This window comes from Venatorbacter sp. C2-1 (assembly GCF_022832715.1).
Lineage (GTDB): Bacteria > Pseudomonadota > Gammaproteobacteria > Pseudomonadales > Oceanobacteraceae > Venatoribacter > Venatoribacter alkanivorans.
Genome location: NZ_CP094879.1, coordinates 1,874,252 through 1,899,852, shown reverse-complemented (window position 1 = coordinate 1,899,852; position 25,601 = coordinate 1,874,252). Strand labels below are relative to the sequence as shown.

Annotated in this window: 18 protein-coding genes and 1 pseudogene; 5 read left to right on the top strand and 14 right to left on the bottom strand. The window is 50.7% G+C overall.

Annotated elements, in window-relative coordinates:
• The first annotated feature begins 64 nt into the window (after nt 1–64).
• Nucleotides 65–1,333 (top strand): NAD(P)/FAD-dependent oxidoreductase, encoded by a 1,269-nt coding sequence (locus tag MT343_RS08405; RefSeq protein WP_145468949.1) that lies wholly within the window; start codon nt 65–67, stop codon nt 1,331–1,333.
• Between the two features lie 18 nt (nt 1,334–1,351).
• Here MT343_RS08405 and MT343_RS08400 read toward each other — a convergent pair whose 3' ends face one another.
• Entirely contained in the window at nt 1,352–1,684 is a 333-nt protein-coding gene (locus MT343_RS08400) for a DMT family transporter (protein WP_145468950.1), read from the bottom strand.
• A 1-nt stretch (nt 1,685) separates the two neighbouring features.
• Nucleotides 1,686–3,164 carry an aminotransferase-like domain-containing protein gene (locus tag MT343_RS08395; RefSeq protein WP_222428548.1) on the bottom strand — a complete coding sequence of 493 codons (1,479 nt, stop codon included), beginning with the start codon at nt 3,162–3,164 and terminating at the stop codon, nt 1,686–1,688.
• Between the two features lie 260 nt (nt 3,165–3,424).
• Here MT343_RS08395 and MT343_RS08390 point away from each other — a divergent pair, with 260 nt between their 5' ends.
• Nucleotides 3,425–4,393, top strand: a complete 969-nt coding sequence (locus MT343_RS08390) for a DMT family transporter (protein WP_186435896.1) — start codon at nt 3,425–3,427, stop codon at nt 4,391–4,393.
• A 36-nt stretch (nt 4,394–4,429) separates the two neighbouring features.
• Here MT343_RS08390 and MT343_RS08385 read toward each other — a convergent pair whose 3' ends face one another.
• From MT343_RS08385 to MT343_RS08365, 5 genes are all read right to left on the bottom strand, one after another.
• Nucleotides 4,430–6,259 (bottom strand): bifunctional protein-serine/threonine kinase/phosphatase, encoded by a 1,830-nt coding sequence (locus MT343_RS08385; RefSeq protein ID WP_145468953.1) that lies wholly within the window; start codon nt 6,257–6,259, stop codon nt 4,430–4,432.
• 242 nt (nt 6,260–6,501) lie between these two features.
• Entirely contained in the window at nt 6,502–7,986 is a 1,485-nt protein-coding gene (locus MT343_RS08380; RefSeq protein ID WP_145468954.1) for a NarK family nitrate/nitrite MFS transporter, read from the bottom strand.
• Nucleotides 7,987–8,326: 340 nt separating this feature from the next.
• Nucleotides 8,327–8,692: a nitrite reductase small subunit NirD gene (nirD, locus tag MT343_RS08375; protein ID WP_145468955.1), complete on the bottom strand. Its 366-nt coding sequence runs from the start codon at nt 8,690–8,692 to the stop codon at nt 8,327–8,329.
• A 10-nt stretch (nt 8,693–8,702) separates the two neighbouring features.
• Nucleotides 8,703–11,267 carry a nitrite reductase large subunit NirB gene (nirB, locus tag MT343_RS08370; RefSeq protein WP_145468956.1) on the bottom strand — a complete coding sequence of 855 codons (2,565 nt, stop codon included), beginning with the start codon at nt 11,265–11,267 and terminating at the stop codon, nt 8,703–8,705.
• 522 nt (nt 11,268–11,789) lie between these two features.
• Nucleotides 11,790–13,133, bottom strand: a complete 1,344-nt coding sequence (locus MT343_RS08365; RefSeq protein WP_145468957.1) for a diguanylate cyclase — start codon at nt 13,131–13,133, stop codon at nt 11,790–11,792.
• Nucleotides 13,134–13,612: 479 nt separating this feature from the next.
• Between MT343_RS08365 and MT343_RS08360 the strand changes: the two genes are divergently transcribed.
• Entirely contained in the window at nt 13,613–16,369 is a 2,757-nt protein-coding gene (locus tag MT343_RS08360) for a nitrate reductase (RefSeq protein WP_145468958.1), read from the top strand.
• On the top strand, nt 16,369–17,217 hold the full coding sequence (gene cobA, locus MT343_RS08355; protein WP_225691932.1) for a uroporphyrinogen-III C-methyltransferase: 849 nt from the start codon (nt 16,369–16,371) through the stop codon (nt 17,215–17,217). The genes MT343_RS08360 and cobA overlap by 1 nt, the downstream gene beginning before the upstream one ends.
• A gap of 69 nt (nt 17,218–17,286) precedes the next feature.
• On the opposite strand, the gene MT343_RS08350 is transcribed toward cobA, so the two are convergent.
• On the bottom strand, nt 17,287–19,488 hold the full coding sequence (locus MT343_RS08350) for an OsmC domain/YcaO domain-containing protein (protein ID WP_145468959.1): 2,202 nt from the start codon (nt 19,486–19,488) through the stop codon (nt 17,287–17,289).
• A 257-nt stretch (nt 19,489–19,745) separates the two neighbouring features.
• Between MT343_RS08350 and MT343_RS08345 the strand changes: the two genes are divergently transcribed.
• Nucleotides 19,746–20,654: a hypothetical protein gene (locus tag MT343_RS08345; protein WP_145468960.1), complete on the top strand. Its 909-nt coding sequence runs from the start codon at nt 19,746–19,748 to the stop codon at nt 20,652–20,654.
• Nucleotides 20,655–22,257: 1,603 nt separating this feature from the next.
• Here the strand turns inward: MT343_RS08345 and MT343_RS08340 are convergent.
• From MT343_RS08340 to MT343_RS08320, 6 genes and pseudogenes are all read right to left on the bottom strand, one after another.
• On the bottom strand, nt 22,258–22,698 hold the full coding sequence (locus MT343_RS08340; RefSeq protein ID WP_145468962.1) for an acetyltransferase: 441 nt from the start codon (nt 22,696–22,698) through the stop codon (nt 22,258–22,260).
• Nucleotides 22,699–22,704: 6 nt separating this feature from the next.
• Complete coding sequence (locus tag MT343_RS08335; RefSeq protein ID WP_243989489.1) at nt 22,705–23,274, bottom strand: L,D-transpeptidase family protein; 570 nt, start codon at nt 23,272–23,274, stop codon at nt 22,705–22,707.
• A gap of 659 nt (nt 23,275–23,933) precedes the next feature.
• Nucleotides 23,934–24,392 carry a hypothetical protein gene (locus MT343_RS08330; RefSeq protein WP_145468963.1) on the bottom strand — a complete coding sequence of 153 codons (459 nt, stop codon included), beginning with the start codon at nt 24,390–24,392 and terminating at the stop codon, nt 23,934–23,936.
• 4 nt (nt 24,393–24,396) lie between these two features.
• Nucleotides 24,397–24,945, bottom strand: coding sequence for a hypothetical protein (locus MT343_RS08325; protein WP_243989488.1), 549 nt, complete (start codon nt 24,943–24,945; stop codon nt 24,397–24,399).
• A gap of 36 nt (nt 24,946–24,981) precedes the next feature.
• Nucleotides 24,982–25,176, bottom strand: a pseudogene (locus tag MT343_RS19660) (RHS repeat domain-containing protein); the annotation flags it as partial.
• 3 nt (nt 25,177–25,179) lie between these two features.
• The gene (locus MT343_RS08320) at nt 25,180–25,419 is read right to left on the bottom strand and encodes a hypothetical protein (RefSeq protein WP_145468965.1); all 240 of its coding nucleotides are present in this window, start codon (nt 25,417–25,419) and stop codon (nt 25,180–25,182) included.
• Nucleotides 25,420–25,601 lie beyond the last annotated feature (182 nt).

Here is a 25,601-nt window from a genome sequence, read left to right as displayed (position 1 = left end):
CCTTAAAAAAGCGATACGGCGGTGCCCTGCGGGTACCGCCATCTGTCAGCGAAGGAGATAGAACATGGCGACAAACATTCTGGTGATTATTGGCAATGGTCTGGCAGCCAACCGGGTACTGGAGCAACTGGGCGAGAACCATCCGTTCAGCGCTATTCACGTACTAAGCGACGAGCCTGTTGCTCATTACAATCGCATTATGCTCTCACCACTGCTGGCCGGCGAAACAACGCTGAATGCCATTACGCCACATGATAAAGAGTGGTATCAGAGCCGGCGTATTTCTGTTTATCTGAAGCAGAATGTTGAACGCATTGATACGCTAACCCAGCAGGTTATCTGTTCCGGTGGCGACCATTTTGCTTATGACGCACTGATACTAGCCACCGGTTCCCGTTCTTTTGTGCCTGATATTCCCGGTGCAGATGCAACCAATGTTGTTGGTTTCCGCAGTCTGCGCGACGTTGACACTATGTTTGAACGCTTGCCGGATATACAACACGCTACCGTGATTGGTGCCGGATTGTTGGGTGTAGAAGCCGCCACGGGACTTCGCAGCCACGGCATTCAGGTAACCCTGCTGCACCGCAATCCTGTTTTGATGAACCGCCAGATGGATGCCACAGCGTCGGCATTACTGGAAAAAGAACTGCTTAACCGTGGTATTGATGTACGCACCGGCTGCACCCCGCTTAAATTGTGCAGCAGCAATGCGCCAAAACTGCACATCAATACTATTCAGTTTGAACAGGCTGAGCGCCATATTCAGCAACAGCTGGATACCGATCTGGTGGTATTTGCTACCGGTATTATTGCCAATAAAGAACTGGCAGAAAGTGCGGGTATCCGCTGTGGTCAGGGGATTCAGGTAGATGCATTGATGCGTACCAGTCATCCGCATATTTATGCATTAGGCGAATGCTGCGAATTTAACGGCAACACCTATGGCCTGGTCGCTCCCATCTGGGAACAGGCCAGCATCCTTGCAAGCCAGCTGCACCAGCAATATCAAACCGATCAGCAGCAGAGATTAAGCACTGCCGATCCTCTGTTGTCGTATCAGGAGCGCGAGCATTTAACCAAATTAAAAGTATCCGGTGTCGATATTCACAGCATCGGTCAGTTTGAAGCAGACAGCAGTACAGAAGTTCTGCAACTGCTGGATGAGCACGCGGGTATTTATAAGAAAATACTGTTGCGCGATGAGCGTATCGTCGGGGCCCTGTGTGTCGGCGATGTCGCCGACAGCCACTGGTATTATGAATTAATGCAACAGGGTGACAGCGTTACCGCTCTGCGGCCAACATTATTGTTCGGCCAGGCGTATTGCTGATACTGTGCTGAAAGATTATCAGTGACTGCTGCTGGCAGAGAAAACATTCATCACCACGACACCGGCAATAATCAGCACCATACCGATAATAGCCGCCGGATCGAGTTTCTGATCGAATAAAAACCAGCCAATCAGGGTAACCAGAACAATGCCCATGCCTGACCAGATGGCATAGGCAACGCCGACCGGAATGGTTTTTAATGTCAGGGCCAAACCATAAAACGCTATAGAATAGCCAACCACAACCACCAGCGAGGGTATTAAACGGGTAAAACCTTCGCTGACTTTTAACGCTGAGGTTGCGATCACTTCGGCAATAATCGCAATCGCCAGAATCCACCAGGTATTCATACTAGGCTCCCACACTGCCACTGTATTTTTGCTGCTGTCTTTTCACCAGCTGCGCCAGTATTTTAATCGCATCTTCCACATCCTCACTCCAGGTAATAGCCGTATTAATGCGGATATAATTGGAAAAATGCTCAGTATTGGAAAACACATCACCGGGAATAATAATTACCGAACGCTGCGCAGCCTCATAATGCAGATCCATCGCACTGACGCCCTCGGGCAAACAGACCCAGAGAATAAATCCTCCGGCAGGCTCACTAACCCGGGTTCCCGGTGGAAAATACTGGCGGATGGCATGAATAAAACGCTGCATGCTGTTGGCGGCACGCACCCGGAACTGACGCAGATGCCGGTCGTAGTGGCCGTTCTGCAGATACGACAGCATCGCGTATTGTGACAGGCTCGCTGCCGAAAAAGTGGTAAATGTCTGCCGTTCTGTTACCTGCCGGTACCAGCGACCGGGAATGCACCAGCCCACACGCAAGCCTGCCGAGACCGTTTTGGAAAACGACGAGCAGTACAGCACCAGACCATCCTGATCGTAGGTTTTCAGCACCGAAGCCGGTGGCTGAGCCTGTCCACGCGCGACCGGATACCCTGTTTCGCCATAAACATCATCCTCGATCACCGGCACCTGATACTGACTGGCCAGCGCCATCAGTTTTTTCTGTTGCTCTACCGGCATACTGCAACCGGTCGGATTGGAATAACGGCTGCTGACCTGAATGACTTTTACCGGCCACTGCTGTAGTGCCAGCTGCAGTGCATCGACACTCATGCCCTGCTGCGGGTCAGTGGGTATTTCAATAATCTTCAGCCCCAGCATATCGGCGGTCTGTAAAAAACCGTAATAACAGGGTGATTCAACCGCGATCAGATCACCGGGATTCGTAACTGCCCGTAAACACAGGGCCAGCGCTTCGGCACAGCCATGGGTAATAACGATGTCATCCGCCTGACAACGCACATTCACATCGCGCATTCGTACCGCAACCTGATTACGCAGCTCTTCCAGACCGGGTGAAAATAAATAATCAAATACTTCGGCAGAATGAAAACGACTGACTTTCTGAATATGGGTCTGCAGCACCCGTTGCGGTAACCAGTCCGGACGCGGAATCGCAGCACCAAGATTGATCATGGCCGGACGATTGATTTTCGCCAGCATGCCATTAATAAATTCTGCTTTGGTAACAGCGCTGGGTTTATCACCGGCCGATAACGGCGGTATCTGCTGCTCAGCAGACGACACATGGCTGCGGACAAAGTAACCCGACTGTGGCCGGGCCGAAATCCAGCCCTGATCCTCAAGCCAGGCATAAGCCTGGGTTACGGTTGAAATACTCACGCCATATTGCACTGCCAGTTTACGCACACTGGGTACTTTGCTGCCGGCCGCAAACACTCCGGCACGGATATCATCCGCCACCCGGCCAGCCAGTTGCTGATAAAGGGGTTGTTCTGTCTGGCGTTGTAACACGATGAACTCCTGAGCACTGACGGCTGCATAGAATCGGCGGCGTGGAATAGGCTCCATGGCCAATTACTCACTGACAAAGCGCATTCTAAAGAAACAACTGTACCGCCAACCGATACAGTTTGGCCAATTCATTCCAGTACAGTTGCCAATAGCAGCGCTACTGTACCGCTGCTTCTCTCCCGCCCTGCGTCTGCTGCCGTAACCCACAGCACGGCATGATGATTCATCAGTTATCCATCGATTCAGCACAAAGGCCATGTATGCAAAATCCATCTCTGACCATTCCTTCTCCTCCTGACAGCAGGACAAACTTACCCGCTAACAGCAAACCCGGAAAATTCGCGGTCCCCGTATTCAGTGCCGTTCATCAGGCCTTGTTTGCGGTGATGCTGTTTGCCCTCACCATTCCGATGACACAGATCGCACTGGGCAGTTTTTCAGCCGAGTTTATTGCCGCCAGCCGCGCCGTCATCGCGGGCCTGACAGCCTGGGTGGTAATCGTTATTAATGGCTGGAAACGTCCGCCGCTGCAGGCGTTGCCCTGGTTGCTGCTGGCCGGTGTTGGTGTGGTACTGGGCTTTCCTTATTTACTGAGTCTCAGCCTTACCCGTATACCTTCCGCTGATATGGGCGTGGTTCTGGCCGGCCTGCCGCTGGTAACGTCGTTACTGGCCACCCTGCTGCAGGGCGAACGTCATCCGCCACGCTTCTGGTTTTTTTCCGTTGTCGGCTGCAGCCTGCTCGCCGGTTATGTCATTACCACCATCGGTGCATTGCCGGCGTTCGCCCCTCAGCATCTGCTGACCCTGATCGCTACCCTGCTGTTTGGCGGTCTGGGTTACAGCGCCGGAGCCAAAGCCGCCGCCATGATCGGCGGCTGGCAGACCATCTGCTGGATGGTGGTTTTATATTTGCCATTGTCTGCGCTGGTATGGGGAAGTTTGTGGGCCACGGAAGCTGCGCACAGCAACCAGCAGGATATTGTGGAAAGCATACTCGCCCTGCTCTATCTGGGTCTCATCAGCCAGCTATGGGGCTTCCGTTTCTGGTATCGCAGCCTGGCGACGGCGGGTGTCGCCAAAATCAGTCAGCTGCAATTGCTGCAGCCGTTTTTTACTCTGGCATTTATCAGCCTGATGCTGCGTGACAGCATTACTGTCGCTCAACTGTTTTTTTGCGCGCTGATAGTGTTGATGGTGATGTGTGCGATGAAAAGTGCAAAGCGCTGATTTGCGATCAGGGAGGGCCTATTGACAGGCCCTGAATCAGCCGGAAAAAATCAGCGCCTGTAAAATAATCACAAGCAGTAAAAGCCCACTGAGTATTTGCCAGAAACGCAGCGGGTTACGCTCCAGCAATGGCTTTTGCCGGTATTGCCGCTGCAGCGAAGCATTCGGCTGATGCAGGTCGGTCCAGAATTCAGAATAAGCCTGATAACGCTCCGCCGGATTGGGTTCACAGGCTTTCTGAATACAGAGATCCAGCCACAGCGGCAAGTCCGGACGATGCTGCAACAGCGACGTGTAACGCCATTGCGAAAACGATTTCGCTCCGCGCCGGTGTACCTGATCCATAGTAAAAGGCTGCGCACCGCTGAACAGCTCATAGACCATAACACCCAGCGAAAATAAGTCACTCTGATGGCTGGCATTGTGCAGGCCTGTAGTGCCAAGAACGGTTTCAGGTGCAATATAGTTAACCGATCCCTGCGGGCATTCTTCTTTAACAGCGCTGCTAATTTCTGCCAGGCCACGTACCTGAACGGTGCCAAAATCAATTAATTTAATACCGCCATCGCGGTCAACCAGCACATTTTCAGGCTTTAAATCACGGTGTAGCATGCCCAATCGCTGAAATGCCCGCAGTGCATGGATTAATTGCCCGACCAGTTTACGGACATCGGCAGCAGACGGAGCCGGATGGTCATGCAACCACTGGCGCAGGCTGTCGCCATCCAGCTTTTCACAAATATGATAAAGAAAGCGACTGCTATCCAGTGGCGGGTAAATCTTCATAATGTTCGGATGATCGACCCGGCTGCCAACCCATTGCTCGCGCACAAAGCCCTCAAGGTAAACCAGATCATCCTGAAAATTCAGCGACGGTGCTTTTAATACATAGTCTTTTTGGTCGCGCAGATTACGCACTCTGTAGACATGGCTGCGCGTACCGGCATACAGAATTTCCTGTATCTGAAAGTGGTCGATTTTATCGCCCGTTTTCATTACCGGCGGAATAGCCCGCTCACACAAAGTACGGTGTGCTTCCTCCAGGTTAGTCTGCGGTAATTGTTCAACCACCAGCAGACAGCAGGTTGCATTGTCGTCACCGCCCTGAGCCAAAGCCTGTTGCACCAGCTGTTTGCTGCATTGCTCCAGCTGATGCTGATTGATTCCGTGACGACCAGTAGCGGCCTGCAATGCACCGTTCAGTGTCTGCTGTAATTGCTGGGCGGTTAAAAAACCATGCACACCATCGCTGGTGAGTACAAAAACATCGCCCTGCCGCAATGATTGAGTCTGATAATCAACTTCCAGGTGGGTATCCATTCCCAGCGCCCGGCTAAGGTACTGACGCCCACCCTGCTGATGATTATGATCGCGGGTCAGCAACTCAAGAATACCGGCCCGCAGACGATAAATCCGGCTGTCGCCGACATGCAGTAAATGCGCAGTATTGGATTTTAAAATCAGCCCACTGAAGGTCGTCACCAGACTGTTATGGCGGGCACTGGCCTGCTGACCGTGATGATACAGCCAGGCATTAAGTGAGGATAAAACTCTTCCTGCTGCAGTTTTTACATCCCAGCTGTCGGGCGTGCTGTAATAATCCTGCAGAAAATGCGTCACACTGGTGGTGCTTGCCTGCTGCGCATGCTCGCTGCAGCTGACACCGTCGGCGACACACAGGGCCACCCCTTTATAATGCTCCTGGGTGGTAAGACAAGCGGCAAAGGCATCCTGATTTTCGTCTTTCGGACCTGCAGAAGAGTAGCCGCCCAGCGTGACAATCAGGCGTTTGGCAGAAGGCCGACGGATAATGTCACCTTCAGTGGCAAGACCATATTCCTTATGTAATGCTCTGTCAGTCTGCATAGATGTCTCTGAGTCAGGCACCAGGACCCAACGGTCTGCAATAAAAAACCTGTGTAAAACGATGCACAGATAATGAATACCAGACGTGAGAGAGTAGCCCGGTATTCATTGATATCCGTCCCGTTTTACACAGTGCGCAACAGCGCAATAGGCGAAATATCCAAACACGGCACAACTGATGAAGGAAGGTAAGCACCTGCTGTCACCGTATGTCTGGTTCGCCCGATCGTTATACTTATAACTCAGCGCGCCGTTGCAGCAGAGTTCACATCAATCATTTCAACCGTACCATCATCACGCACCTCAGCAATATGGCCTGCTGGTTCTTCCATGGCCAACAGAGCAATAAAGCCCACGACAGCCGTCGCCGCGATCACCATAAAGAAAGTTGAATAATCCACGAATGACAACACCGTTAAATAGGTCACGGCACCGACATTGCCGTAGGCTCCGGTCATACCGGCAATCTGCCCGGTCAGACGGCGTTTGATTAATGGCACGACAGCAAATACAGCACCTTCTCCGGACTGAACAAAGAACGAACAGGCCATTGCCGCAACAACGGCAAGCCACAAAGGCCAGCTGCTGTCGACCATTGCCATCGCACAGTAACCAATAGCCAGACCCAAGGTCAGAATCAGCAGGGTTGGCTTACGGCCGAATTTATCCGACAACCAACCGCCCCCCGGACGTGACATCAGGTTCATAAAAGCATAAGCCGAAGCCACCATGCCGGCCATAACCGGTGTCAGTTCAAAGGTTTCGGCAAAAAACAGCGGTAGCATGGAAATAACCGCCAGTTCAGAACCGAAGGTGGCAAAATACAGAATATTCAGCACCGCCACCTGACGGAATTTATAACGATGAATTTCAGCAACCGGTTCTTTGAAAACCGTTTTATTAACATTCCAGACATGGCTGACATCGTACAGATACAACAGCACCAGGCCGATATAAATCCCCACTGCCATGGTATCGGTCAGCATGCTGACACCAGCCGGAGACAGCTTCCATGCCAATAATGCCAGCGCCGCATACATAGGCACCTTCATCACCAGCAGAAAGAAAAAATCGCCTTTACTGGTGACTTCCAGCGCACCGACATGCTTTGGCTTAAAGTAGGTAGAGCCTTTCGGTGTATCCGAAACATTACGATAATAAATAACGCTGAACAGCAGGCTAAGAACCCCGGTCAGAGCAATGGCATAACGCCAGCCATCGTCCCCGCCAAATAACAGCGCAATAACCGGCAAGGTGAATGCCGCCGCCGCAGAGCCGAAGTTACCCCAACCACCGTAAATCCCTTCAGCCGTTCCCAGCTCGTTAGCCGGAAACCATTCACTGACCATACGGATACCAATCACAAAACCGGCACCGATAAAGCCCAGCAGAAAGCGGGCAATCGCGGCCTGAGTAAAATCATCGGCCAGGGCAAACATAAAACAGGGAACAGAGCACAGCGCCAGCAGCAGAGAATACACAATACGCGGACCAAAACGATCCGTCAGCATGCCAATAATAACCCGTGCAGGAATGGTCAGCGCGACGTTAAGAATCAGCAGTGTTTTAACTTCCGCAGCGCTCAGCCCCAGACTGGCGGCAATCGCCTGCAGCATGGGTGCATGGTTAAACCACACAACAAAGGTAATAAAAAATGCGATCCAGCTAAGATGAAGTACTTTCATCTTACCGCTGAAATTAAACAGATTAAATTTTTCGACCGTCATCAGATAATTCATCCGGTAATTAATATCACTGCCCGGTTTCCGGGCAGCGTTTCAATAATTGAAGCTAGGGCCTGTCGACACTAATTAAACAGACCTGTTATCGGCTAAAAATTTCTCAGGCAAGACGCTGAGAGTGTGGCCTAACGGGTTAAGCGAGCGAACAGCAACGCAGAATGAGGGATTTTTAGCCATAACCCTTCGGGCTGAGGCCAGTTTTCCTCATTAGCTTCGTCGTTTGTCATTCATTTAACCCGTTAATATCACTCCTCTCTCCTTGTTCTGAGAAAAACTGGCTCTCAGCAGGCCGGATTTACTTAGTGTCGACAGGCCCTATGCAGCCTCAGCCCAGCAGAACCTGCTGCTGCTCCACTCTTACCCGGTAGGTTTTCAGCAACAGATCACTGTCTTCCAGACACTCGCCGGTCGCCAGATCGTAATGCTGTTTATATAAGGGTGATGCCACCACCAGCCGCTCACCAACAGAACCGACAATACCGCGTGACAACACATTGGCCTCACCCAGCGGATCGTAATTACTGATGGCAAACACCTGATCGCTGTCACCGATCCGGAAAAGTGCAACCTGCTCGCCCTGATACAGCGCGCACACACCGGTATCCGGAGCGATATCCTCTAACAGACAAATGCTGCTCCATTGATCAACGGCCTGTTCTTGGCCGGTTTTTACTGAATTTAATAATGTCATAATCTGCTCCTTAACCCTGTACTGTACTGAGATTAACCAGTTCAATCCGCTCGGTTGCAGTTGCCGGACGGCGCTGACCACGTTCGCGCACATACAGCAGGTTGCTGTCATCTTCATCGGCATTAATAAAATGCTGGAAGCGTTTGAGTTTTTCCGGATTTTCCAGTGTTGTTTTCCATTCACACTGGTAAGTACTCACAACGCGGGTCATGGCATCTTCCAGTTCGCTGCAGATACCCAGTTTGTCGTCGACCACGACCTCACGCAGGTAATCCAGTCCGCCCTCAAGGTTTTCCATCCATACCGACGTGCGCTGCAGACGGTCGGCGGTGCGTACATAAAACATCAGTACGCGGTCGATGGTTTTAATCAGGGTTTCATCGTCCAGTTCGGTGGCAAATAAATCAGCATGACGCGGACGCATACCGCCATTACCACAGACATATAAGTTCCAGCCTTTTTCGGTGGCAATAACACCGATATCTTTGCTCTGTGCCTCCGCACATTCGCGGGTACAGCCGGATACGGCGAACTTAATTTTGTGTGGTGCACGCAGGCCTTTGTAGCGGTTCTCCAGTGCAATCGCCATCGATACACTGTCGAGCACACCGTAGCGACACCAGGTACTGCCAACACAGGATTTCACCGTGCGCAGCGATTTACCGTAGGCATGGCCGGTTTCAAATCCGGCAGCAACCAGACGCTCCCAGATCTGCGGCAGTTCATGTAATTGTGCGCCGAATAAATCGATACGCTGACCACCGGTAATTTTGGTATACAGGTCGTATTCTTTGGCAATTTCACCCAGCACGATCAGTTTATCCGGGGTAATTTCACCACCGGCAATACGTGGCACAATGGAGTAAGTACCGTCTTTCTGCATATTACCGAGGAAAATATCGTTGGTATCCTGCAGACCGATATGCTCGTCTTTCAGAATGTATTCGTTATGGAAGGAGGCCAGTACAGAACCGACCGTTGGCTTACAGATTTCACAGCCATGGCCTTTACCATGCCCCTGCAATACCTGAGCAAAGGTGGTGTAACCTTTAACACGGATAATATCCGCCAGCTCAGCACGGGTATAAGCAAAGTGTTCGCACAGATTGTTATTAACCTCAACACCAAGAGCCACCAGCTCAGCATCCATCACTTGCTTCACCAGCGCAGAACAACCACCACAGCCGGTCGAGGCTTTGGTCGCGTCTTTAATATCCCCCATGGTGCAACAACCGCCCTGCACCGCTGCCGCCAGATCACCTTTGGTAACATCAAAACAGGAACAGATCTGAGCCGTTTCCGGTAAGGCAGCAACGCCCAGTCCGACGGAAGCTTCACCATCCACCGCTGGCAGAATCAGTGCCGCCGGGTTACCGGGAATATCCATATCGTTCAGCATTAACTGCAACAGCGTACCGTAAGCCTCAGCCTCACCTACCAGCACCGCACCCAACAATTTTTTACCATCGGCAGAAACAATCAGGCGTTTATAGACTTCGGCAATATCGTCATTAAATACATAACTCTGACTGCCGGCAGTATGTCCGTGTGCATCACCGATGGAGGCAACGTCAACGCCCAGCAATTTAAGTTTGGTGCTCATATCGGCACCTTTAAAGGCCAGTGCCGGTTCTTCGTGGGTAATTAACGAACTGACAATATGTGCGGCACTGACTTTGGCCATCTGATAGCCGGGAGCAACCAGACCGAAAATTTTGTTATCCCACAGTGCGCATTCACCAATGGCATAAATATCGTCATCGGATGTCTGACAGTAATCGTTAATAACAATACCGCCACGTTCACCCAGATCCAGTCCGAACTGACGCGCCAGTTCATCCTGCGGACGGATACCGGCAGAAAACAGAATCATATCGGTTTCCAGAAAGCTGCCATCGGCAAAATTCATGCGATAGCGGCATTCCTGCCCGGCAACAATTTCTTTGGTATTTTTTTCGGTATGAACAGTAACGCCCAGATCTTCGATTTTACGGCGCAGTAATTTACCGCCGCCTTCATCCAGCTGTACGGCCATTAAACGCGGCGCAAATTCCACGACATGGGTTTCCAGACCGGCCTGTTTTAACGCATTTGCGGCTTCCAGACCCAACAGTCCGCCTCCCACAACAACACCGGTTTTACTCACGGCGGCCGAGGCAGAAATCGCTTCAAGATCTTCAATAGTACGGTAAACCAGACAGTGATCCTGGTCTTTGCCCGGAATCGGCGGAACAAAGGGGTAAGAACCGGTTGCCAGTACCAGCTTGTCGTAACCTTCTTTACGGCCACTGGCGGTGGTGATGGTTTTTTCATGGCTGTTAATGGCCACGACTTTATCGTTCAGGGTAAATACCACGCCCTGACGTTCATAATCATCTGCTGTGGTCAATGCCAGATCAGCGGCGGTATAGCCGGAAAAGTATTTGCTCAGCTGTACCCGGTCATAAGCCAGACGCGGTTCTTCTGAGAAGGTAACGAGTTCAAATTCGGAGGAATGTTCGGAGGTGGCAAGAGTGTTGATAAAGTTGTGTCCAACCATGCCGTTGCCAACGACGATAATACGCTTTTTGCTCATGGGATGGCCTCGCTATCGGGTCATAATCTGATTTCTCCTGTATTTGCATCGTTGCTCTATTTTCACACCACGCCGTTGCAGTGCAAAAACATCACAAGGGGTTTAGCAACATGAATGCCAAAGAATAAATTTGCCCTGTTTTCAGCAATCAACAGCCTGTTTATGGCGCCAGGCTGATTTTTAAATCGGGGAAATGCACCAGAAAACACCAGATAAACAACCGGTCGCCCTGATTAAGGGCAATAAAAAACGTATCCGGGATCACCTGAAGCCTGATGACAACACGAATCGCAGCAAGCCATTCGAAGCAGAGGCAATGGCACCTATGAAGGGCTATCGGTAATAAATGAGTGCACACGGCAGAATAAGGAAAGCACAATGTTTTGATTGGCAGACAGACGCAATGAAAGGGGCTGCGCTGAGATTGGATTCCTGCGATGCTCAGGCCGTTAAACGCTCACTCTGTGAAGCGGATTCGCGCACTCGCCACACCGGATTCAGAGAATTCCGCGTGTGGCTTTTTTATCCGTGTCCGGATGCCGCCGGCTGCTCAACACACACAACCTGATCACGACCAGCGGCTTTGGCTTCATATAATGCCACGTCCGCCTGCTCCAGCAGGGCATCTTCCATAACGCCGGGTAAGCAACGTACCAGCCCGCCGGAAAAAGTATAGGAAAAATCACTGAACGGGTTCTCGCGCAGTTCTTCGGCCAGCCGTTCAAAAGTCCGCCGGGCAACCGCCAGCGTCGTTTCCGGCAGCACCACCATAAATTCTTCCCCACCAATACGGCCAATAATATCGCCGTCACGCAGGCTGTTTTTTAACTGCAAAGAAAAATGTTTGATGACACGATCACCGACGGCATGGCCATAGGTATCGTTAATACGCTTAAAACGGTCCAGATCGAGCAGAGCAACGCACAGTTTATTGCCATAACGCTGACAGCGCAGCACCTCTTCCTGCAGGCGGCGCATAGATTCACGCCGGTTCAGCAGCGCGGTCAGCGAATCACGGGTCACCAGATTACGTACCATACGGCCGCGGCGGATTCGCGACTCTACCGCAAACAACAGATCAACCGGCTGCACCGGTTTGCTTAAAAAGACATCGGCGCCGGTACACATGGCCTGCACCTGAACTTTGGGGCTGATTTCGTTGGACAGGAAAACAATAGGCACGCTGATCAGATTATCCTGCTGGCGGATTACCCCCGCCAGCTCCTGACCACTGATACCGGGCATATACAAATCGAGCAGAATCAGATCAGGAATATGATTCTGCAGATACGGCATCAGCTCACTCATTGGCTGGGTAATCACATAGGTATGAAAACCCGCATCCTGCAGAGTGGAGGAAAGAAACTCGGCGACAGAAGGCTGATCATCAACAATCAGAACCTGATAAGGGTCGCGTTCATAGCGTTCGGTCAGGGCATTAATCTCCGCCAGAACCTGATCATCATTAACCGGCGTGGTAATAAAAGCCTGAGCCCCCATGCGGATGGCAATAATGCGTTCTTCCAGCCCGCTGGCGGTGCTGATGGCCAGCACCGGCAGATGCAGATTCTTCTGCGCCAGCTGTAGTACACGCTGCTGCTGCTTATCGTTAAGAGAATCAAGATTAACAATCAGGGCGCAGGTGTTATTACCTTCGTGATGCAGCAGGTGCGATATGGATTCCACTTCTTTCAGCCGGTAACCCGCCGCACGGATTTTTTCTGCCAGTGACGGCGGTACAGTACCAGTACCGAACGCCAGAATGGTGATCGGCATACCCGGCTGATAGTGCTGAATACGGCGATTCAGCAAAGGGATTTCGGCGAGCAGTCGCTTTATTCCGGGGTTATTTATTTCGTCAGTCATCACATACCGGGCCTTTCTGTACAAATTGATCCGGCACACCTGGAGCCGATCTTCAGAGTGTAGCAACGATTCTGCCTGCTTATAGCGCAAACTCAGGCAGTGCCTGCTAAATCACAGGCACCTTCGCACCAATTTGAGTCATAAAGACCAATCTGCGCTCCGCTAAAACGCATTTTTATTCTTTGCCGAATCAATACCGGCCGACGGAATACTGTGCCGTCCCGCACGGATGATCCATTCTGCGCCTTTGCTGTTATTTTTCAGGTTTGCCCGCAGGGTTGGCACTTATCTTGAATTGTCTTGAATAACGAAGCTGCCACTATCAGGCCGTTTCCGGCATCAACGCAGATGCCAACCGTCATACACAGCGCTTACAAGGCCTGTCGCGACGAAACGTATGTTGTGCAGAATGAGCATTGGCGCTCACAGGTAAAAACCTGTGGGCGCTTTTTTTTGGGATTTTTCAGAGTGGATTGCCAATGAGCGCCATTGAGCAGACAGCAACGCCGTTAACCGCCACACAGCAAACGCAGACCACCTGCCCTTACTGCGGTGTTGGCTGTGGCGTTGATATCAGCCAGCAGAATGGACAGCTGTTACCGGTCGCCGGAGACAGCCGTCATCCGTCTAACTTCGGCCGCTTGTGCGTAAAAGGTTCAGCGCTGCATGAAACCATCAGCCATAACGGCCGCCTGATGTATCCGCTCATGAACGGCCAGCGCAGCAGCTGGAGCCAGGCCATCAACCTTATTGCCGATAAAATTCAGCAAGTGATTCATACCCATGGGCCGGATGCCGTGGCCTTTTATGGCTCCGGCCAGCTGCTGACCGAAGATTATTACGTTGCCAATAAGCTGATGAAGGGCTTTATCGGCAGCGCCAATATGGATACCAACTCCCGTCTGTGCATGGCCTCGGCCGTTGCGTCCTATAAGCGCGCGTTTGGCTCCGACACCGTACCCGGCTGCTACGAAGATTTAGAGCAGGCCGACCTGCTGGTGCTTACCGGCTCCAATGCGGCATGGGCCCACCCCGTTTTGTATCAACGCATGGTGGCCGCGAAAAAAGCCAACCCGGATATGAAAGTGGTGGTGATTGATCCGCGCCGCACCGCCACCTGTGATCTCGCCGACCTGCATCTGGCTATCCGTCCCGGCAGCGATGCTTTTCTGTTTACCGCCCTGCTGGCGTATCTCGGTGAAACCAATAACCTCGACCACCATTTTATCGCCCTGCATACCGAAGGCTTTGGCAGCGCGCTGGAAACCGCACGGCAACAATGCCGCAGCCTGAAAGACGTTGCCGGCCAGCTGGATATCGAAGCCTCAGATCTGGCGCAGTTCTTTCATTGGTTTGCCGATACCCCACGCACGGTTACTTTTTATTCTCAGGGTATTAACCAGAGCGCGACCGGCACCGATAAAGGCAATGCCATCATCAATGTGCATTTAGCCACCGGCCGTATTGGTAAACCCGGCGCCACGCCCTTCTCCATTACCGGTCAGCCCAATGCTATGGGCGGCCGTGAAGTGGGCGGACTGGCTAATCAGCTGGCTGCGCATATGGATTTTTCCGCTGCCGAGCGCGACCGGGTACGGCGCTTCTGGCAGGCACCTAATCTGGCCGAACGGCCGGGCCTGAAAGCCGTTGACCTGTTTCAGGCCGTTAAACGCGGCGAGATCAAATTTCTGTGGATTATGTCCACCAACCCGCTGGTCAGCATGCCCGATGCCGACGATGTAAAAGAAGCGCTCAAACACTGCGAACTGGTGGTGGTTTCCGATTGCATGGCCGATACCGATACTGCTGCCGCTGCCCATGTATTGCTGCCAGCAGCCAGCTGGGGCGAAAAAAACGGCACCGTCACCAACTCCGAACGCCGGATTTCACGTCAGCGCGGTTTTCTGCCGCCACCGGGTGAAGCCATGCCCGACTGGTGGATTATCACCCAGGTGGCCCATGCCCTGGGTCATGCAGATGCATTTAACTACAGCCATCCGGCCGATATTTTTGACGAACATGCGAGACTCTCGGCATTTGAAAATAACGGCAGCCGTGATTTTGATTTAAGCGGATTAAGCGCTATGAGCCGCGCGCAGTACGACGCCATGGCACCGGTACAGTGGCCGGTGAATGCGCAATATCCGCAGGGGCGTCAGCGCTTTTTTGATGACCGTCGCTTCTACACCGATAACGGTAAAGCACGCTTTATTGCCGTTGCCCCCGAACTGCCAGCCCCCCGCACTGGCGGCGATCTGATTATGAATACCGGCCGTGTACGCGATCACTGGCACACCATGACCCGCACCGGTAAAGCACCGAGGCTGGCACAGCATATCAGCGAACCATACGCCGATATTCACCCGCAGGATGCCGCCCTGCGCGGGATTGAAGACGGCTCACTGGTACGGATATTCAACCCCCGTGGAAGCCTGCTGCTGCGTGCCCATATCAGTGATAACCAGCGCACCGGCGAAATATTTGTACCCATGCACTGGACCAGCCGTTACGCCAGTGCCGCACGCATGGGTACCCTGACCGACAGCAGCGTGGACGCCATCTCCGGTCAGCCGGAACTGAAATACAGTGCGGTTAATGCCGAGCCTTTCCGTCCCGGGTGGCAGGGCTTTGTGTTAAGCCGCCGTGATATCGGTACACCGGATTGCGCGTACTGGGCCTGCGGTGTGTTTGGCGATGACATCCATAATCCTGGCATGGTCTACGAAGTGGCTGGTCAGGGCGATGCCGGCCAGTTTGTCGATGCTCTGCGTCAGCGGCTGCCGGACCAACCGTTAAAAGGCCAGTGGTTAACGCTGAGCGACCCCGCTCAGCAACATTACCGCCATGTTCTGATTGTTAATAACCAGCTTGAAGCCGTCATTTTTGTTCATAAAGATCTGCAGTTCAGTAATCGTCAGTGGCTGACCGAATGCTTTGCCCAGAGCGAACTGAGCAGCCAGCAGCGCCGAGCTCTGCTTGCCGGCCAACCGGCTGATGCCCCGGATCATGGCGCTATTGTGTGCTCCTGCTTCCAGATCGGTGAAAAACAGATTATTCAGGCCATTAATAACGGTTGCGACAGCAGTGACGCACTAGGCAAGGCTCTGCGTTGCGGCACCAATTGCGGCTCCTGCATTCCCGAGTTAAAAACCCTGCTGGCCAGCCACAGCGCCGGTAGCGATACACAACCTGCAGCCCTGTTCAGCGACGCGGCCTGCACTGCAGTGGAATTATAATGATGACAATACAGGCAAAAAATCCGGTAAAACGTGCGTCCTCTTTGCATGCATCCAAACTGACCAATCCACCAGGCAGCAAAGAGCAGAAAGGTTCAGGAAAAGTCTGGCTGGTCGGCGCCGGTCCGGGCGATCCGGAATTGCTGACCTTAAAAGCCATGCGGGTCATCGCCGAGGCAGACGTGGTGCTGTACGACAGCCTGATTTCTGACGATATTCTCGCCCTGTTGCCGCGCCAGTGTGCACGTATCCATACCGGAAAACGTTGTGGCGCGCATAAAATGACGCAGCAGGATATTAATAAAGCCTTGCTATCGGCTGCCGGAAAATACCAGCGCGTGGTACGTTTAAAAGGCGGCGATCCTTTTATTTTTGGTCGCGGCGGCGAAGAAATGGAATACCTGCAACAGCGCGGCGTGGAAGTGGATATTGTCCCCGGCATTACCGCCGCCGGAGGCTGTGCCGCGGCAGCCGGTATTCCCCTCACCCACCGTGATTACGGCAATGCGCTGGTACTGCATTCCGGCCACAGCAAATTTAACGAATTTTCTCCGTGCCAGAATCCAACCCGGGTATTTTATATGGGCCTGCGCCAGGCCGGGCCGATTACCGCCCAACTGCTGCAGGAAGGCCTGCACGAGTCCACCCCGGTGGCTTTAATCACCAACGGCACGTTAGCCAACCAACAGGTTTTTAAAGGCGTACTGATGGATCTTGCGTATCTGGCCGAACGTTATCTGAAAAGCGAGAGCGATGGTCCGGGGCTGATTATTGTCGGGGAAGTGGCAGCGATGGCACGCAGTAATAAAGAACTGCAGGCTGAGTTGAATGCACAGGCAGTAGCCTGAGAATCTAAAAAGCCCTGCACTGCAGGGCTTTCGTCTGGCATTAATAAATATAAGCGTAATGACTCGTGCTTAATTAAGCCCCGCTGCTGCAGCCCGCGCGGCATGCAGCTTTTTGTAGCTGGCAATCAAACGCAGGTGTTTATCCAGCCCTTCCAGCTGCATATTGGTTGGTGTTAAGCCGTAAAAACGCACACTGCCCTCAATGGAGCCGACAACAGCATCCATACGCTCGTTACCGTACATGCGGCGGAAATTGCCGATGTAGTCTTCAGGCTCCAGTTCGTCATCAAGCACCACTTCCAGCATCACGTTCAGCGCCTGATAAAACAGCCCGCGCTCTACCGTGTTGTCATTAAACTGCAGGAAGGTTTCGGTCAGCTCTTTCGCTTCTTCCAGACGATCCAGTGCCAGATAAACCAGCAGTTTCAGTTCCAGAATGGTGAGCTGCCCCCAGACGGTGTTGTCATCAAATTCAACGCCGATCAGGGTGATAATATCGGTGTAGTTATCCAGACCACTTTCTTCCAGACGCTCAACCAGATCTTCCAGTTGCTCATCGTTAAGGCTGTGCAGGTTAAGAATATCTTCACGGAAATACAGCGCTTTATTGGTGTTATCCCAGATCAGGTCTTCCACCGGATACACTTCAGAATACCCTGGCACCAGAATCCGGCAGGCATTAACGCCTAAATCGTCATACACCGCCATATAGCTTTCCAGCCCGAGTTTTTCCAGAATGGCGAACAGGTTAGCCGCCTCTTCTTCGTTGGATTTTTCGTTATTGGCAGAAAAATCCCATTCAACAAAATCGACATCGGCTTTGGCACTGAAAAAGCGCCAGGACACCAACCCGGTTGAATCAATAAAGTGTTCAACGAAATTATTAGGCTCCTGCACAGCCTGGCTTTCAAAGGTTGGCTGCGGCAGATCATTTAAGCCTTCAAAACTGCGGCCCTGTAATAATTCAGTCAGGCTGCGCTCCAGCGCTACTTCAAAACTCGGGTGGGCGCCAAAAGAAGCAAACACACCGCCGGTACGCGGGTTCATCAGGGTGACGCACATGACCGGGAAACGGCCGCCAAGGGAGGCATCTTTTACCAGAACCGGAAAGCCCTGCTCTTCCAACCCCTGAATACCGGCAACAATACCCGGATATTTCGCCAGTACGTCCCGCGGTACGTCGGGTAGCGCGATTTCATTTTCCAGAATTTCGCGTTTTACCGCCCGCTCAAAAATTTCGGACAGACACTGTACCTGTGCTTCAGCCAGGGTGTTACCGGCACTCATGCCGTTACTGAGGAAAAGATTCTCGATCAGATTAGAGGGGAAATAGACCGTTTCGCCGTCAGACTGACGCACATAGGGCAGCGAGCAGATACCGCGTTCAACATTGCCCGAATTAGTATCGTACAGGTGTGAGCCACACAGTTCGCCATCCGGGTTATAAATATCCAGACAGTATTCATCGAGAATTTCCTGCGGTAGTTCATCGTTCGGGCCGGGTTTAAACCAGCGCTCCTGTGGGTAATGAACAAAATTGGCGTTAGCGATCTCTTCGCCAAAAAACTGATCGTTATAAAAGAAATTGCAGTTCAGACGCTCAAGGAATTCACCCAGCGCCGAGGCCAGCGCACTTTCTTTGCTGGAGCCTTTACCATTGGTAAAACACATCTGCGAATCGGCATCACGGATATGCAGCGACCAGACGTTCGGTACGATATTACGCCAGGACGCGATCTCGATTTTCATGCCCAGATCGGCCAGCTTACCCGACATATTGGCAATGGTCTGTTCCAGTGGTAAATCCTTGCCCGGAATATAGGTCGCCGCGTTGTCAGCCGGCAGTGTCATCAACAGCGCCTGTGCGTCTTCGTCGAGGTTGTCGACCACCTCAATGACAAACTCCGGGCCGGTTTGTACAACCTTTTTAACCGTACAGCGGTCAATGGAGCGCAGAATCCCCTGACGGTCTTTCTCGGAGATATCTTCCGGCAGCTCGACCTGAATCTTGAAGATCTGGTTATAACGGTTTTCCGGATCGACGATATTGTTCTGCGACAGGCGGATATTCTCAGTCGGGATATCACGGGTCTGGCAGTACAGCTTAACGAAATAGGCCGCACACAAGGCTGAAGAGGCCAGAAAGTAATCAAACGGCCCCGGTGCGGAACCGTCTCCCTTGTAGCGGATCGGCTGATCAGCCACCACGGTAAAGTCGTCGAATTTGGCTTCCAGACGGAGGTTGTCGAGAAAATTGACCTTAATTTGCATGCGGAATACCAGAATAAGCGGGTTGCAACCGGGCGTTCAGCCTGCCCGGATCAGAATGAGCGCTATTATCCAGTTTTTAGGCGCGGAGTCTTGTTTGCTTTTTGAAGTACTCCTGAGGAACCCTCTGCTCAGCCCTGCCAGTCATAAGAAAACTGTCCTTCCTGCCGCGTTCTCCCGCCCCTCCTTATTATGTTCCCTATTCATAACCCCATTGGCGGACGTTATACTGGCGGGCCAAGTCATCACCGAGCCGGAATATGGACGTTACACCCGATATCAGGACATCACTGGAAGATACCCTGCAACGCTGGAGCAACACGCTGCTGAGCCGCAACAATACCCCATCAACATTCAGCAACAGCGCTGGCTGGCGGCAGCATTTCTTTGTCTTTGACGCCATTGATATCGGGCATGCAGTGATTACCTTCGATGAGCATGAGCAGGCTTTTATTGCCAGTTACTGTTTTAACCAGGAACATTTTATATCCGATGCTTTTCCCACCGAAGCAGAAGCACTCGCCAGCAAGAGTTTTTCCCTGCGTAACAGCAATCTGCATCAGCATCAGGCGATTTACCTTGGTCAGCAGTGGCAGGTACTGAACAGAGCCTGCGACAGCAGCACCTTCCCTGATGACGCCCCGAGTGCCTGTGACCGCTTTGTCCAGCGCGCTGGCAATAAAGTATGTGTCAACGATTACGACTGTCGTGAGACCAACAATATTGCTCTTTCTCTGGGCAATAAAGCCTATGTACAACCGTCTGATTGCAGCATCACCACCGAATCATTGCCTGCGCGCTCGTCACCCGCCATCAAAGGCGAGATGGCCTTTGTGATCTGTGATCTGCCCGATGACGATGGCAAAAATGTTGAAATACAATTCCGCCTGACTTGCGATTTTAAAACCAAAGGCAAAGCCTATCGTGCGTACAGCATTGTCCGTTTTTACGAAACGGAGAATATCAGCTGGTATGAAATTCCGGCAAAAGACCAGCTTAAAGCACAGATACATCTCTTGCTGAAGAGCGCCATCCTGCACAACAAAACAGAGCTGGAGAGAAAATTTGGCGGCGCCTTCAGAGAGGGACCAGCCTTTCCTACGGACAACGAGAAGATTGCATTGTTAGCGGAGGATATGTGGAGCCGGATTATGATTGACTATATCTGACGGTTTCTCTTTCTGGGTAATGGCCTAATTTATTTGGCAACCTGACGATGGGTGACATTCTCCCAAAAACGTACAGCTAGCGCGAAACCGAAGACAGCTCAGCCGCGAATTTAAACTCGCATTGACTCAACTGCTAGTAGACCATATCGGTATTCAGCTCAGGTGCCGGAAAATCCACCCTTGAGAACTGAGTTCTACGATTGCGGAAACAACGCAAGTTGCAAACACCAAAAGGACAGTAATGCCCATAAAGAAGGCTGGCCAGATTTATTTGACCACTATACTATTCAAACACATAGTGCTTCACATCAAAGCTTATAAAGAGCATACAGGAGGCGCTTAAAGATCAGGCTGATTACAGACCTTCAGAGGAGCTGAATTTTAATATGACTTCATTAGATGATACTGGCACGAGCGACATAAGTATTGGTGGTTTTTGAATGAAAAGTGTTTCAGTGGTATACATGAACGCTCTCTGTGTTTTAATAATTATTTGCTGGTTTTGTGAAGATTATATAACCGCTAATGTTTAGGGCTTGTTAGCTTCTGCGGTCTTTTTTTGTATATTTTCCTGTGTTGCAGTTACGCCTTATTTGAAGTCTTACTCCCTTACGAAGATGTTTGTTGGGTATGGTTTTTTTGCCTTTCTATCTCTATACGTGGCTTTGGCCTTCTATGGTAGCCTAAATCTTCTCTTTTATTCCTGTGAAAGTGTCAAAGGAACGATAAGTTTTAGAGGGGATGTATCATCATCCGCAAAGGGGGCTGATGTTGTTACACTCATTGATGGTAAGTTTGTTTTCATTAATACCTTTCCGCGTAGTTATACAAACAGTGAACTAGAATATCTGGGACGTAAGTGTGGAAGTGTTACGGTGCTTGATGAGCTTAGCGTACTAAAAAGATACTAAATGATGTATTAATGGGCTTTATGAATTACCGGATCTCATACTGCCAGGCTCTCAGAAAAATACTGACAGCCTGATAAGGCTTGGGGGAATCAGATATCAATCAAACCCGCCCCCTGCCAACAAAAAAATCCTGATAAACGTCGAAAGTTATTTGGCTCTCTTCAAAACCAGAGCGGAAATAGTAAAACAATTGAGCTGCATATCGTACAGGCCACGTTATCATCTGCTTACCTTCCACCCGTACGCCGCAGTGTTTTTTCAATTAAGTCCGCCTCCCGGTATTTACCCATTGCCCTGAGCTCACGGGCAAAAACAGGCCATGGAGGAAAGTTAGCCATAAATGGATTTGGGTCTGCGCCGGTGTACAGTCCACCGCCCGGACCGGTATAGAGTCCACCGCCCGGGCCAGTGTATAAACCACCGCCAGGTCCCGTATATAAACCGCCCCCGGGGCCAGCATAAGCACCACCGCCGGGGCCGGTATACAATCCACCACCAGGACCTTTATAAGCCCCGCCGCCCGGTCCGCGGTACAGGCCACCGCCTGGACCGACAGATGCGCCCCCTCCGGGACCGCGATACATGCCTCCGCCGGGGCCGGAATACGCACCACCACCGGCGCCAGTATAAAGATTACGAACCCACATGACCGGTTCACTCATAGCAATGTCCTTATCTTATGTTTCCGTCCGTTAAACGGCTGTCAGCTCCATATGCAACAGCGGGTAAGGTTTCCCCTGTCCGTCCTGCGGCGAGCGTCCGACAACCGAAAAACCCAGATGCTGATAAAACCCCAGCGCCTGCTCATTCTGTTCGTTCACATCCACTCTGGTAGCCTGCTGACAATTGATGGCATAACAGGTAAGCAGCTTCCCCACGCCCAGCCCCCTGGATTCTGGTGCAATAAACAGCATTTCAATATTGCCCTCACTGACGCCGATAAATCCCAGAATCTGAGCATCAGTATCTTTTGCCACCGTCAATTCAACCGCAGCAAAATACTGCTCCAGAATCAGTGGTTTTAACTCAACCAGATCCTGCTCGGCTAAAAAATCATGCGTTGCCCGCACCGATGCTTCCCATAGTTCTATCAGTCGCGGATAGTCCGCCTGTGTTGCCCGTTCTGTATACACAATGATTTACCACTCAATCCGTATTGTTGTTCCGATACTGACAAGATTCATAAATTCATCCATTTCTGCATCGGTAAGTGCGATACAGCCGTTTGTCCAGTTGAAATACTGCACAAGCGGTGCAAGCCATCCCAGTCCGTTACGCTGACCGTGCACCATGATAAAACCACCCGGAGCGATACCTTTTTTCTCGGCTTCAGCAACATCTACGGCGTTCGGATAGCTAATGTGCATAGCCCGATAATAAGCAGAATCTTCTTTTTTATAATCGAGCGTGTAATCACCCTCAGGGGTTCTTTCATCACCTTCCTGCTGCTTATGACCTTGCGGGTTTTCTCCCAGAGCCACACGGTATTCTTTAACGATTTTACCACCCGAAAGCAGATACATTTTCCTTTCCGACTTGTCGACCTTAACAAGGTCAACGGTTTGCAAACCAGTCGTTAGCAAATCAGCTCCGGCATCAACAGACGGCATTGCAAGCAGACAACAGAAAAGACCACCACTCGCACTTTTAAACAAAAATCTACGTGAGAATTTGATGGCTGAATACGCCCGTAAAATTATCTGTCGCACCGTAAAGGCCCCAATCCTGTTATTGCATCCACGCTCAGATAAACCGTTCAGACGGCTATCAGCGCAACCTATATCCCTGTTATGTTGGCAGCCAGTCTGTATTGCGCTGAGTACTTAGTCAATAAACCACAAACTAACAACAACGCTTGGGTAAGCACCCTTAATTCATCAACCGCCGCCATCCGCAGAATTATTCCGCTGCCAATCCTGATGACTCTGCCCCAGGATATTCATCAAGTGATGAAAAAAGGCGATCAGCATGGAACAGTCCCCTTCAGAGAACACCCACAGCAAAGGTCCGGATGCAGCACCCAAGGCTGCAACAGCCGATGCTAAAAAACACGCTGTGCCGCCAGAAAAGCAACCGAAAAGCGCTTAAAATCTACCGGATGAAGGCATTTCCCGAAGAGTTAAATCGGTATAACCTTCAAGAACTGAGTTCTGCAAGCTCAGAAAAACAACAGGTATCTGCCTTGCTTTTCCCTCATACCGATTATAAACATCCAACCCTGTTAGCTTGCAGAATAAAACACTTAGAATTTTATAAATCTATTACTAATTTCACAACACCAACACCATAAACGTACAGTAAAAAGCCACCCCTTATTTTTCATTACAATGAAAACTACCGCACTTATCATAATCCAGTCTTGAGAAAGTCACTCCAAATACATCACCAAAGGATACTTAGAATTCTCTACATATACACTCGCCGCAGCGGCATCATAACTAATAAATACATATCGATACCCCCGTTCAAACTCAATCTCATAACTATAACCATCATATGCAAACGAAAAATGCTTTTCGTAAAAATCTACTCGAAGCCAAACTCCGCCAAACAAGCCAACATCTAAGTAAGGGTCTTCATCAACATGTGCACATTTACCGTTACCAAATAAAATCTTACCTCTCATTTTCGGGTCAATAAAGACCGAATGAACCCCTTCAGTTACAACTCTATCAAGATCTTCTTCAAAGACAGCCAGAATCTCTACATCCGTAATTTCTGAATCAACATAAGCAGACATATAACGTCCACTTTTCAAGTTTCCGTGATGACACGAGCTGACAAATATAGCCAGCATAATAATCGTGAGACACCAACGTTTTCTCATACCATCATTCCTCAGGCGATTGTTGATATAGAACTACGTTGTACATAAAATCCGACTGCTCTGGCGTAAGATCCCAGCCCGACGTACTACGCAATGGCTTTATTATATTTAGATACGTGTTCATAAGGTTGTTTATATTATTTTCATCATTAGAAACTAATCGCTCATAATCCCAAAGATGAGGTAAGCCGGTCCTATGCGCAATTTCATGAGCAATAGATCTTGCATTAAGACAAGCTTCTATGTTTGGGCCTTTCTGAGTTTCTGCTATGATACCTGCATTCCCCCCAACAGTAATCGTTTTCCCATTGGAAAGCTCAACAAGCCAAGAAGTACGCCTGAGGATCAAGTTAATTTTTGCAGAAGCATCATCTTTAATAATAAATTTAACGTCCTTTTGAGAAAGTATATCTGCTGCAGATAATAAATATTTTCCCCGTTCCTCAACAGTAATATCATCCATCAATTGGATGTTAAAATCGCACTCAATTGTCCTCACTCCATCACTTATATATGCTCTAGCCTCATACCCACTTAAATCAACCAAGCTCAAAGGACTATTCCATACATAAGAATAGCGGTTATAACTCTGACTAAACTCCGGCGCCTGTACAATGGGATCAGCGCTCAGAAAGCGACTGACCAACGGGTCGTAGACACGACCATTCATATGGATCAGACCAGACTCACTCAGATGCTCATGGTCAGTAAAGCCTCTGTTTGTAACATCTCCTAAAAGGATTCTTGGCTGACCAAATGCGTCATAACTGAAGTACTGTGACACTCCCTATGTCAGAGCAAGCAGGCCATTCTCATCAATAATGGCTTCGATTGATTCCAGGTGATCACGATGCAGATAATGCCAGGCTTGGGTCTGCGACTGGGTTTTATCGGCAAAGGCCTGTAACGTGCCATACTCCGTGAGTTGAGCAAAATCACCGACATAGGCAATACGCTCCAGAACATTACCCACCGAGGTCACCGCATAAGGGCCGGATACAAGGTCATAATAATCAATACCAGTCAACGAGTTACCGAGCCCGAATCCGGTTACATTACCAAGCTAATCTTCTGCCGTCCCAGCCCCAGGCGCATAGATTGCTCACGATCATCACCACCGTCATAACTTAAGTATTTATGTTTCCGAAATAATTCATCAACCGCTGCTATCCGCAGAATTATTCCGCTGCCAATCCTGATGACTCTGCC